11 protein-coding genes are annotated in these 12,038 nt (G+C 66.2%); 4 read left to right on the plus strand and 7 right to left on the minus strand.

Annotation, left to right across the window (positions count from 1 at the left end; all coding sequences use genetic code 11):
- Positions 1–8 precede the first annotated feature (8 nt).
- Positions 9–1,211 (plus strand): class I SAM-dependent methyltransferase, encoded by a 1,203-nt coding sequence (locus ACFPAH_RS17465; protein WP_379747833.1) that lies wholly within the window; start codon positions 9–11, stop codon positions 1,209–1,211.
- Positions 1,212–1,401: 190 nt separating this feature from the next.
- Here the strand turns inward: ACFPAH_RS17465 and msrA are convergent, their stop codons facing one another.
- Positions 1,402–1,941, minus strand: coding sequence for a peptide-methionine (S)-S-oxide reductase MsrA (msrA, locus tag ACFPAH_RS17470; RefSeq protein ID WP_379747835.1), 540 nt, complete (start codon positions 1,939–1,941; stop codon positions 1,402–1,404).
- Between the two features lie 136 nt (positions 1,942–2,077).
- On the opposite strand from msrA, the gene ACFPAH_RS17475 reads away from it, so the two are divergent.
- The 3 genes from ACFPAH_RS17475 (at position 2,078) to ACFPAH_RS17485 (ending at position 6,263) form a co-directional block, all read left to right on the plus strand.
- Positions 2,078–2,590 (plus strand): flavin reductase family protein, encoded by a 513-nt coding sequence (locus ACFPAH_RS17475; protein ID WP_379747837.1) that lies wholly within the window; start codon positions 2,078–2,080, stop codon positions 2,588–2,590.
- Positions 2,591–2,746: 156 nt separating this feature from the next.
- Complete coding sequence (locus ACFPAH_RS17480; protein WP_379747839.1) at positions 2,747–3,940, plus strand: acyl-CoA dehydrogenase; 1,194 nt, start codon at positions 2,747–2,749, stop codon at positions 3,938–3,940.
- A gap of 211 nt (positions 3,941–4,151) precedes the next feature.
- On the plus strand, positions 4,152–6,263 hold the full coding sequence (locus ACFPAH_RS17485) for a putative bifunctional diguanylate cyclase/phosphodiesterase (RefSeq protein WP_379747841.1): 2,112 nt from the start codon (positions 4,152–4,154) through the stop codon (positions 6,261–6,263).
- 5 nt (positions 6,264–6,268) lie between these two features.
- Here ACFPAH_RS17485 and ACFPAH_RS17490 read toward each other — a convergent pair whose 3' ends face one another.
- The 6 genes from ACFPAH_RS17490 to purE form a co-directional block, all read right to left on the minus strand.
- The gene (locus tag ACFPAH_RS17490; RefSeq protein ID WP_379747844.1) at positions 6,269–6,751 is read right to left on the minus strand and encodes a hypothetical protein; all 483 of its coding nucleotides are present in this window, start codon (positions 6,749–6,751) and stop codon (positions 6,269–6,271) included.
- A gap of 74 nt (positions 6,752–6,825) precedes the next feature.
- Entirely contained in the window at positions 6,826–7,506 is a 681-nt protein-coding gene (locus tag ACFPAH_RS17495; protein WP_379747846.1) for an OmpW/AlkL family protein, read from the minus strand.
- Between the two features lie 55 nt (positions 7,507–7,561).
- On the minus strand, positions 7,562–8,899 hold the full coding sequence (locus ACFPAH_RS17500) for an SGNH/GDSL hydrolase family protein (RefSeq protein WP_379747848.1): 1,338 nt from the start codon (positions 8,897–8,899) through the stop codon (positions 7,562–7,564).
- A gap of 376 nt (positions 8,900–9,275) precedes the next feature.
- Positions 9,276–10,316, minus strand: coding sequence for an L-threonylcarbamoyladenylate synthase (locus ACFPAH_RS17505; RefSeq protein WP_379747850.1), 1,041 nt, complete (start codon positions 10,314–10,316; stop codon positions 9,276–9,278).
- Positions 10,313–11,515, minus strand: coding sequence for a 5-(carboxyamino)imidazole ribonucleotide synthase (locus ACFPAH_RS17510; RefSeq protein ID WP_379747852.1), 1,203 nt, complete (start codon positions 11,513–11,515; stop codon positions 10,313–10,315). Before ACFPAH_RS17510 ends, ACFPAH_RS17505 begins: the two co-directional genes overlap by 4 nt.
- 7 nt (positions 11,516–11,522) lie before the next feature.
- Positions 11,523–12,038 (minus strand): 5-(carboxyamino)imidazole ribonucleotide mutase, encoded by a 516-nt coding sequence (purE, locus tag ACFPAH_RS17515; protein ID WP_379747854.1) that lies wholly within the window; start codon positions 12,036–12,038, stop codon positions 11,523–11,525.

Raw genomic sequence — 12,038 nt, forward strand, 5'->3', positions numbered from 1 at the left:
AGGAAATCATGTTCACCGAAGCAAAGCTCAACGCCTGGAGCTCGGGGGTGCGCAGCAAGACGGCCCTGCCGCTGCGCGTGGAACTGTGGAACGGTCAACATATCGACCTGTCGTCCGAGCCGCCGCGCGTTACCATCCGCGTTCCCCAACCCTCGGGCCTGCGCTACCTGCTCTCTCCTTCGCTGTACAACCTCGGGCGTGCCTATGTCGAAGGCGCGCTCGAGATCAGCGGGCGCGCCGCCGACATGATCCGCATCGGCAGCGAATTGTCGGCCTCGAGCGGCAAGCCGGCGCGCCGCTCCAATCCCTTGCGCCTGCTCTCGCCGCACACGCGCCGCAAGGACGCCGAGGCGATCCGCTACCACTACGACGTCTCCAACGATTTCTATGCGGCCTGGCTCGACCCGGACATGGTGTATTCCTGCGCCTATTTCGAGCACGGCGACGAGGACCTGGCGACGGCGCAACGCAAGAAGATCGATCACATCCTGCGCAAGATCGACCTGCGGCCGGGCCAGCGCCTGCTCGACATCGGCTGCGGCTGGGGCGCGCTGGCAATCCGCGCGGCGCAAGGTTTCGGCGCCCGCTGCGTCGGCATCACGCTCTCGGAAAACCAGGCCCGGCTGGCTGAGGAGCGCGTCGCGGCCGCGGGCCTGGCAGGACAAGTCGAGATCCGCCTGCAAGACTACCGCGACGTCGACGGCGAATTCGACCGCATCACCAGCGTCGGCATGTTCGAGCATGTCGGCACCCAGCACCTGCCTGCGTATTTCGAGAAAATCGCGGGCCTGCTCGCACCCGGCGGCGTGGTGATGAACCATGGCATCACGACGACCGATGTCGACGAGCGTTCGACCCCCTATGGCGGCGGCGAGTTCATCGACCAGTACGTGTTTCCGCATGGCGAGCTGGCGCACCTGTCGGCGGTGGTCAAAGCGATGCAGCAGGGCGGACTGGAAGTGCGCGACGTCGAAAACCTGCGCCGCCACTACGCGCGCACCTGCGCCCTGTGGACCGAGAATTTCGAGAGCCGCTTCGAGGACATCGGCCGCCTGACGGACGCCAGGCGCCTGCGCATCTGGCACGTCTACCTGGCCGGCTGCGCCTACGCCTTCGCGCACGACTGGATCAGCCTGTACCAGATCGTGGGTGGCAAGGCGGGGCAGGATCCGGGGCAGATCCCGTGGTCGCGCAGGTACATGTACCCGTGACGAAGGGACGCAGGGTGGACGGCTCCACCCCGCAGCCAGCGTTAACGCGGCCTGGACGCCGTCCACGCGTTCACCCCCGCATGCACAGCGGCGACGTTTCTGAAGCTGCTCGAACGCGTGGACGGCGTTCGCGCTGCTGGCCCGCCCGCGCCAGGGTGGAGCCGTCCACCCTACGCCCGTGCACCTTGACCTACTTCCGCCAGTGCTCGAAGGTCTGCCTGAACTTCGACACTTTCGGCGCCACCACGAAGGCGCAATACCCCTGTTCCGGGTGCTGGGCATAGTAATTCTGGTGGTAGGCCTCGGCCTTGTACCAGGTCTCGGCCGGGACCAGCTGCGTCACCAGCGGCGCGTCCCACACCGACGCCATTTCCGCCATCACCTGGCGCGCCGTCGCCTCCTGCTGCGCATCCTGGTAAAAGATGACGGAGCGGTATTGCGGCCCGACGTCATTGCCCTGGCGATCTTTCGTCGTCGGATCATGGATCGTAAAGAAAATTTCCAGGATGTCGCGGTAGCTGATGACGGCCGGGTCGAATTCCAGGCGCACCACTTCGGCGTGCCCGGTGCCGGCGCCGCACACTTGTTCGTAGGTGGGATTGACGACGTGCCCGCCCATGTAGCCCGATTCGACGCGGGTGACACCGCGCACCTCCAGGTAGACCGCCTCGAGGCACCAGAAACACCCGCCACCGAGGACCGCTACTTCCCTTTGCCCTTGCTCGCTCATTGCATCTCCCCGTCGCTGTCTTTGATGGTCTTATGCTAGCGCAAAGCGCCATCCGGTGCAGGCGCACTAGGGAAGTGGTGATAAGTGGAAGCAACCCGTGGCGGCGCCCGCCAGTCGGCAGTGGCATAATGCGCCGATGAACACACGCTCTCCCCGCGCCGCCGCGCGCGGTTTCGATTCGGCGCATTTCCGCCAGGCGCTGTCGCAGTTTGCGACCGGCGTCACCGTCATCACGACGCGCCTGCCCGACGGCAGTTTCCGCGGCCTGACCGCCAGTTCCTTCAATTCCGTCTCGCTCGACCCGCCGCTGGTGCTGTGGAGCCTGGGTGCGCGCGCCAACAGCATGCCTATCTTCAGCGGCAATTCGCACTACGTCATCAACGTGCTGGCGGCCGGCCAGGAAGAACTGGCCCTGCGCTTTTCGCGCCGCAGCGCCGACGATCCCTTCAACGGGATCGACTACGGCCTCTCGCGTACCGGCCTGCCGATCCTGCCGGGCGTGGCCGCCTGGTTCGAATGCCACAACCGCAGCCGCTATCCGGAAGGCGACCACGTGATTTTCGTGGGCGAGGTCGAGGATTGCGCCGTCCAGCCACAGCCGGGCCTGCTGTTCCACGGAGGGCGCTTCGGCAGCACCGGCCAGGATTGACAGGCTGCCGGTTCCGGCTTCCCGAACAAAAAACGAAAATGGCTGTCGCAGTTTGAAAAGATGACCCGCCATGTCCTTTCTATAATGAATCGGCCCGGCGCGGCGGCATTACCTGCGCACGCTTCCAATTAAAACCGACAGAGACCAGGACGATCCATGAACCACTCCGATTCGCCACGTAAGGCCGCCTTCCACTGGGACGATCCGCTGTTGCTCAACAGCCAACTGAGCGATGAGGAGCGCATGGTGCGCGACGCAGCAAGCGCCTACTGCCAGGACAAGCTGCAGCCGCGCATCCTCGAGGCCTTCCGGCACGAGCGCATGGACACCTCGATCTTCCGCGAAATGGGCGAACTCGGCCTGCTGGGCCCGACCATTCCCGAGCAGTATGGCGGCCCCGGCATGAACTACGTGGCCTACGGCCTGATCGCGCGCGAAGTCGAGCGCGTCGACTCCGGCTACCGTTCGATGATGAGCGTGCAGTCCTCGCTGGTGATGGTGCCGATCCACGAATTCGGCAATGAAGCCACCAAGCAGAAATACCTGCCGAAACTGGCTACCGGCGAGTGGATCGGCTGCTTCGGCCTGACCGAACCGAACCACGGCTCGGACCCGGGCTCGATGGTCACCCGCGCGCGCAAGGTCGAGGGCGGCTACGCACTGACCGGCTCGAAGATGTGGATCACCAATTCGCCGGTGGCCGACGTGTTCGTGGTCTGGGCCAAGGACGACGAAGGCGCCATTCGTGGCTTCGTGCTCGAGAAGGACTGGAAAGGCCTGTCGGCACCGGCGATCCACGGCAAGTTCGGCCTGCGCGCCTCGGTCACCGGCGAAATCGTGATGGACAATGTGTTCTGCCCGGAAGAGAACGCCTTCCCGGACGTGCGCGGCCTGAAGGGTCCGTTCACCTGCCTGAACTCGGCACGCTACGGCATCGCCTGGGGCGCGCTGGGCGCGGCCGAAGCCTGCTGGCACACCGCGCGCCAGTACACGCTCGACCGCCAGCAATTCGGCAAGCCGCTCGCTGCGAACCAGCTGGTGCAGAAGAAGCTGGCCGACATGCAGACCGAGATCACGCTCGGCCTGCAAGGCTGCCTGCGCCTGGGCCGCATGAAGGACGAGGGTACGGCCGCCGTCGAGATCACCTCGATGATGAAGCGTAACTCCTGCGGCAAGGCGCTCGACGTGGCCCGCACGGCACGCGACATGCTCGGCGGTAACGGCATCTCGGACGAGTTCGGCATCATCCGCCACATGGTCAACCTCGAGGTGGTCAACACCTACGAAGGCACGCACGACATCCACGCCCTGATCCTGGGCCGCGCGCAGACCGGCATCGCCGCGTTCTGACCGGCCCGCTTCCGCTACGCCCCGTACGCCCGATAAGCGCGCCCACCGACCGCAGCAGCGGCCGGTGGGCGCGCTGCTTAGTAGCGTGTTATTTTGACAACACATGAAATAAACTTGTATTTACATAACGGATCGGCATAAATTTCGCGTTACCATCTGTCGAAGATCAAGTATCCCTGCCGATGTTCCACCAAACTCAAGCGCGCGGAACATGCACTCATCCGACCATCAGGTATCGACGAATTTGCGATCGCGCGGCGCCGCCGCGTTGTCGCTCGACTTATTGCTGAGCAACCTGCCGGGTGTCGTTTACCGCTGCCTGAACGACGAAAACTGGACCATGGAGTTCCTCAGCGCCGGCATCGAGAAGCTTACCGGCTACCCGGTCTCGGCCTTTACGGGCGAGCACGCGATGTCGTACGCGAGCCTGATCCACCCCGAGGACCGCGCCAAGGTCTCCGCCGACACGAATGCCGCGGTGCGCGAGCGCCGTCCCTTCCAGCTCAGTTACCGCATCACCACCGCCGCCGGCAAGCTGCGCTGGACCTGGGAACAGGGTTCGGCCGTCTACGACGAGGACGGCCAGGTGATCGCGCTCGAGGGCTTCATTGCCGACATCACGGTGCTGCGCCGGGTCGACCTGGTGGCGCTGGAACAGGCCTCGCTGCTCGACAAGGCGCGCGACGCCATCTTCGTGATCGACATGGCCTCGCGCATCACCTACTGGAACAAGGGCGCCGAACGCCTCTACGGCTGGGAAGCGCACGAGGTGGTCGGGCAGCGCATGCAGGACCTGCTGTGCGATGACCACGCCGCCTACAGCGAAGCCTATCTGCACGCCATCCACGAAGGCGAATGGGCCGGCGAGCTGTCGCAGCACCGGCGCGACGGCAGCATGTTCCAGGCCGATTCGCGCTGGACCGTGGTGCCGGCCAACCCGGGCGCGGGCGTGCCGCAAAAGATCCTGGTGATGAGCACCGACATCAGCGAGCGCAAGCACAACGAGGCGCGCATCCACCGGCTCGCCTATTTCGACGCGCTGACCGAACTGCCGAACCGCGCCAGCCTGCTCGACCACCTGCGCCGCGCCCTGATCGGCAGCGCGCGCTCGCACAAGTTCGGGGCCTTGATGTTCCTCGACCTCGACAACTTCAAGACGCTCAACGACACCCATGGGCATGCGGCCGGCGACATGCTGCTGCAAGCCGTCGCCCGCCGCCTCGAGCACAGCGTGCGCGAGACCGACATCGTGGCGCGCCTGGGCGGCGACGAATTCGTGATCCTGGTGCAGCCCGAGGAAGACACCATCGACGCCGCCGCCCACCAGGCCGAAACCGTGGCGGCCAAGGTGGTGGCCAACATGCGCGCGCCCTTCCAGCTGGCGGACTTCGCGTATTCGGTCTCGACCAGCGTCGGCGTGACGATGATCAGCGGCGCCATCGACACGGTGGAGTCGGCGCTCAAGCAGGCCGACACGGCGATGTACCAGGCCAAGGCGGCGGGGCGCAACACCTTCCGCTTTTTCGATCCCGACATGCAGGCCAAGTGGAATGCGCGCTCGGAACTCGAGAGCGGCCTGCGGCGCGCCCTGCGCAACCGCGAGTTCGTCCTGAACTACCAGCCCCAGCTCGACGGCGACAGCCGCGTGATCGGCGCCGAGGCGCTGCTGCGCTGGCACCTGCCGGGCGGCGAGGTGCTCTATCCGACCGAATTCATCAAGGCGGCCGAGGAGACCAACCTGATCGTCGACATCGGGCGCTGGGTGCTGGGCACGGCCTGCGTCGAGCTGGCGAAGTGGCAGCGCAATGCCGCCACGCGCCACCTGTCGCTCTCGGTCAACGTCAGTGCGCGCCAGTTCATGGAGCCGGATTTCGTCGCGATGACGCAGGAAATCCTGGCCGCCACCGGCGTCGACCCGCACGGCCTGAAATTCGAGCTGACCGAAACCCTGGTGGTGACCGACTTCGCGCACACGGTGCAGACGATGGAAACCCTGCGCCGGCTCGGCATCACCTTCTCGCTCGACGATTTCGGCACCGGCTACTCGTCGCTGGCCTACCTGCGCAAGCTGCCGCTGGACCAGCTCAAGATCGATTATTCCTTCATGCGCGACGTGCTCACCGACCGCAACGACGCCTCGATCGTGCGCTCGATCATCGCACTCGGCGGCAGCCTCGGGCTACAGGTGATCGCCGAAGGGGTCGAGACGCAAGGCCAGCGCGAATGGCTGTCGCAGGCCGGCTGCTTTGTCTACCAGGGCTTCCTGTACGAACGCGCGCTCAGCAGCGAGCATTTCGCGGCCTACGCGTCCAGCCTGCACTGAGCGTGCTATTCCCCCAGCCGCGTTTGCAGCGAGCAGAATGCGGCAATGCGTTCCATGGTCGGCTCGATGGCGTACTCGTGCAGGCCCACGCCGAAACGGAAACGTTCCGTGCTCGTTTCGATCTCGATCAGTCCCTGGCCCAGGCCGAGCCTGGCACAACTGGCTTCCATGCTGTAGAAGTCGGGATGCGGGAGGCGGCGCACCGACACGATCTCGTCGACGCCGAACGGCGCCGGCGCCCGCCATGCGTGCTTGTCCCTGGCGATGTACAGCCGGTCACGGAAGAGCAGGTTGCGATACAGGATGCCGAGTGCGAGGCCCAGCATGAAGACGATCACGACCAGGGGCAGCCATGCGCGGGGGGCCAGAAGCGCCTCCCGATTAGCGACGAGGGTGGCGATGAGGAAGAGCAGCATCGTGCAGCTCAACATGACCGGTTCGGCGCGCATCTGGCGTGGACATACGATCGTCAACAGGTCGTCGTTCATCGGCAGACATCAAAAAAGAAAAGCCGGCACGGCTGCAAGGCCGTGCCGGCGGGTCGCAGCGCCGCCGCGCGTCCTTAGAACTTGTAGCCCACCGCCAGCACCACGGCCACCGGATCGAGCTTCACGTGCTGGTTCTGGCCGGTCGAGAAGTGCACGTCGGTACGCAGGCGGCTCTTGTTGACCGTGACGTCGCCGAACCAGCGCTCGCTGAAGTTCATCGCCACGCCGAGCTGGGCGGTGTAGGTGAACTTGTTGTCGATGTCGAAGGTGGTCGGCACGCCGCCCGGGTTGGTCAGGGCGGTCAGCTTGCCCGAACCGCGTTCCTTCATGAAGTAGACGTAGGTGGCGCCGAGGCCGACGAAAGGACGGAAGGTGGCGTTCGGCGAGAAGAAGCGGTACTGCGCGAACAGCGTCGGCGGCAGCGCCTGGACCGTGCCCAGCTCGCCGGTGCCGGCGATCGAACCGGCGCCGATGATCTTGTGCTTGTACGGGGTACCGAGCGCCGCTTCGAGCGAGATGTTGTCGGTCAGGCCGTAGGCGAAGATCAGCACCGGCTGGATGTCGCTTTTGACGTCCGCCCTGGTGAACGGCAGGGCCGGAGCCGAGAGATTGCCGCTGTCGACTTTCGGGGTCAGCTCGTTGAAGCCGAATTTGGCGGTCCACTGCCCGGCCGATTGCGCCGAGGCACCTGCGGCACAGGCCAGCGCGCCGGCCGCGACCAGCATCTTGACGACGCGATTGAAACGTACTTTCATTATTTCTCCTGGTTCTTATTAGTACGACGGCCCGCCCTGCGGGCCGTCTGTTTTTTTACAGCCAGCCCTTGACTGCCATGTCCTTCAGGACATAGCGGGCGACCAGCCAGTTTTCGTACGGGGTCGGATGGACATCGTCGGCGAACATGTAGTGGCTCACGTCCGGGCCCGACAGCGTCTTGCTGGTGCAGGTCAGCGAGGACTCGCTGGTGCAGGCCGGCACGGCCGTGTTGGTCAGGCCGTAGATGGCAGGGTTGCTCACCTGGTCGCGGCTGATCGAGAACAGGTCGACGTACAGGATGCGCGGGTCGTCGCCGAGGTTGGACTTGAGCTGGGCGTTGAAGGTATCGACCATGGTCTTGATCAGGCCCTGGATCTCCGCGCTCTGCTTCTTGCCCGACGGGGTACTGGCGACATCCGGCAAGTTGTTGACGATCACGTACTTCGCGCCCTTGCCGACCAGTTCGGTCTTGACGATGCCGGCCAGCTCGACGCCGGCCTTGCCCATGGCGGCCACCATGATCGGGCCCTGCTGGGCGGCATAATCGGCACCCGCCTTGGCGCCGGCGGCGGCGGCGTCAAGGCCGGCTTTCGCCGCGGCGGCCTGGGCGGCCGTTGGTGATGCACCCAGGTTCACGGCGGCAATCACCGCGGCGCCGGCGATGGCGGTCTGGTTGCCGCCGGCCAGGGCCGCTTTCTGCACCTCCAGGCCAATGGTCTGCTGGGCAATCGCCAGGTTGGAAGGCGACACCAGCGGCACCAGGCCGCCGATCAGCAGGGTCGGGAAGGCGGCCTGCCCTGCCTTGGTGCCGGCAGCGGTCGCATTCGCGCTCAGCTGGCCGAGCTGCACCAGGACATCGTTACCGCCCGCCATGATCGTGACCAGTTCGGTACCGCTGAACTTGCCGCCAGTCTTGGCCAGGTGGTTCTGGACCTGGGCCACGACCGGCAGGGTCATCTGTACAGGATATCCGGCGCCGACCTTCTCGGTAACGCGCGAGCCGCCCTGCGCGTAGTTGAAGCAGGCGGCGTTGTTGACGATCGGGACGTTGAAGTCGAGTGCCGGGTTGGCATTGTCGGCGCCTTGCAAGCCGGTCTGTGCGGCGCATGGCGCCGGCAGCTGCAGCTCGGCGGCGAGGACTTCGGTCCAGTTCAGGCCCGTGTAGGCGGCATTCGCCGAGGTGTTGCTGCCGTTGATGGTGAACTTGCCGCCGCCGGCCGCCGCGACCGCGCCGACCGCATAAGTGCCGACGTCGGACAGGCTGTCGCCGAAGCTCACTTGCTGGCTGAACTTGACGGCATGGGTCTGGTCGCCGCCGCTGCTGCCGGTGCCGCCGCAGGCGGTCAGCACAGCAGCAGTCAGCAGCGCGAGCGCGAATTTCGTTTGACGCATTGTGTCTCCTGAGAGGAAATAGGTTTTTTTATCAGTGAAACGAACGCCCGTGCTATTCGTATCTGGAACTAATATTGCCAGTGTTCTTTCCTCTTGTACATCGGAGAATTGTTGTGCGTCATGCACAAACAACAGGGTATGCGGCAGGGGTGGCAGGGGCGCGGAGGAACGGCTCGGGACGGCGCGTAGGGTGGAGTCCCGACTCCACGCGTAAAGCGTGCGCCGCGTCGACGCATCGTTGTGCGCCGCGTCGACGCATCCTTACGCGTGGACTCGGAAGAACCATGCGCCGCGTTGACGCATACGTTACGCGTGGACTCGGAAGAACCATGCGCCGCGTTGACGCATACGTTACGCGTGGACTCGGGAGTCCACCCTACGCCGGCGGGAATGCGTCGCGGTTGAGCAGGCCGTGCACGATTCCGGTGGAACCGTGGGCGGCGCGGCGCAGGCGGTCGTTCACGCCGAGCCAGGCGCCGCCTTGCGGTGGCGCCTCGACCAGGATCAGGTCGGCGCCGGTGCCATCCATGGCGCGCAGCGCCGCGTACAAGGCGTGGGCAAAGCCGTCCGGCGTGGCCGGCAGGCGCTGGGCGACATCCGCCGTCCACAGGTCGGAATAATGGATCAGGGCGACTTTTCGACCGGCCTCCGCCATCTGCACCAGGGTCTGGACCAGCGTCGCCGTGTCCTGCATCGCCACCGGTGTATGCGGCGCATAGTGCGATTCGAGCGTGCCCGAGGCGCGCGGTGCGGCGGCGTCGGGTGCGGCAGGCAACCGGTCGATCACGGCGGCGATCGCTTCCGCGCTCACGTGGCCGGGGCGCAGCAGCACCGGGCCGTGGGTACCGAGGCGCGACAGGTCGACGATGGTCGATTCGATCCCGACCTGCGCGGCGCCGCCGTCGAGCACCAGCGCCACCGAACCGTCGGCGCCGAATTCGTCGCGCACATGCTGGGCCGTGGTCGGGCTGACATGGCCGAACTTGTTGGCCGAGGGCGCCGCGATGCCCCCCTGCCCGCCCTTGAAGGCACGCAGCAGCGCGATTGCCACCGGATGCGAGGGGCAGCGCAGGCCGACCGTGTCCTGGCCGCCGCTGACGGCGTCCGGAATATTCGGCGCGCGCTTCAAAATCATCGTCAGCGGGCCCGGCCAGAAGGCCTCGGCCAGCGCGTGGGCCTCGGGCGGGATGGCGCAGGCCCAGTGGGCGATGTCCGCTTCCGGCGCCAGGTGGACGATCACCGGATGGTCTTGCGGGCGCCCCTTGGCCGCATAGATCGCGGCAACCGCCGCCGGGTTCTCGGCATCGGCCCCGAGCCCGTAGACGGTTTCGGTCGGAAAGGCGACCAGTTGGCCGCCTTCCAGGGCACGCGCGGCCGCGTTCACGGCCGCGGCGTCGATTGCTTCGATGCTGCTCACGGTGCGATTCCCAGGATGGCGCAGGCGGCGCGCAAGCTGTGCTGGGCCTCGGCCAGCGTCGGCGCGACGAAGGTGACGTGGCCCATCTTGCGGCCGCGCCGCGGGTCGTCCTTGCCGTACAGGTGCAGGAAAGCGCCCGGCAGCGCCAGCACCCGGTCCCAGGCCGGCTCGCGCAGGGGCGCATCGTCGCCCGCGCCGTCGAACCAGGCGTCGCCCAGGATGTTGAGCATGACGGCCGGCGAATGCTGACGACAATCGCCCAGCGGCAGCTTCGCCATCGCCCGCACCTGCTGCGCGAACTGGCTCGTCACGCAGGCGTCCATCGTGTAGTGGCCGCTGTTGTGCGGGCGCGGCGCCATCTCGTTGACGACCAGGGTGCCGTCTTCCAGCACGAAGAATTCGATGCACAGCACGCCCACATAGCCGAGCTGGGCGACGATGGCGCGCGCCGCGTCCTGCGCCCGCTGCGCGCATTCGTTTGAAACGTTCGGGCCCGGCACGGTGGTGGTGAACAGGATGCCATCGCGGTGCACGTTCTCGGCGATCGGATAGACCACCGATTCTCCGTCATGGCCGCGCGCGGTCAGCACCGACACCTCGTAGGCCAGCGGCAGCATTTTTTCGAGCAGGCAGGTCACCCCTTGCATGCCCTCGAAGGCGGCGCGCAGGTCCTCGCGGGATTTGACGCGGACCTGGCCCTTGCCGTCATAGCCCATGCGCACGGTCTTCAAGATACCTGGCAGCAAGTCGTCCTTGACGTCGTCGATGTCCTCGTGCGAGGCGATCACCTTGTGCGGCGCCGGCATCACGCCGGACTGCGGCGCGCAGTCGACAAAGAAGCGTTTTTCCAGCACCCGGTCCTGGGCGATGGCGACGCAGGCCCCGGCTGGTGCGACAAAACTGCCTTGAGCCAGCAGCTTCATGCTGTCGGAAGGCACGTTCTCGAATTCGGTGGTCACGGCCGAGCACAGCGCGGCCAGCTGGCCGAGGGCGATGCTGTCCGTGTAGCCGGCCTGGATCAGACGCTCGGCCACCTGGCCGGCCGGGCAGTCGGCCGCCGGCTCGAGCACGGCGACCTTGTAGCCCATGGCCTGGGCGGCGTGCGCAAACATGCGGCCGAGCTGGCCGCCGCCCATCACGCCGAGCCAGGTCGGCGGGTTGGCGGTGGGAAGAAAAGCATTATGACGTTCGTTACTCATGACTTCTTCAGACAGGCAGGATCATCGCCCGGGCGGCAGCGGTCTGGTCGAGGCGGAACTGCTCGAGCCGCGCGGCCAGGGCATCGTCCGTGGCGGCCAGCATCGCCACCGCGGTCAGCGCCGCATTCGCGGCGCCCGCTTCGCCGATGGCGAAGGTGGACACCGGCACGCCCTTGGGCATCTGCACGATCGACAGCAGCGAATCCTCGCCGCGCAGGTACTTGGACGGCACCGGCACGCCCAGCACCGGGACGATGGTCTTGGCAGCGATCATGCCCGGCAGGTGGGCCGCACCGCCGGCGCCGGCGATGACGGCGCGCAGGCCGCGCGCGCGCGCGCTTTCCGCGTAGGCGAACATCTCGTCGGGCATGCGGTGCGCCGAGATCACTTGCGCCTCGAAGGACACGCCGAATTGCTCCAGCACGACACAGGCGTGCTGCATCACGTCCCAGTCCGACGAGGAACCCATCACCACGCCGACCAGGGGCGCATTGGCCACATTCGCCGTTTTTTCTTCATTCAT

It is taken from the genome of Massilia sp. GCM10023247 (assembly GCF_042653325.1).
Classification (GTDB): domain Bacteria; phylum Pseudomonadota; class Gammaproteobacteria; order Burkholderiales; family Burkholderiaceae_D; genus Telluria.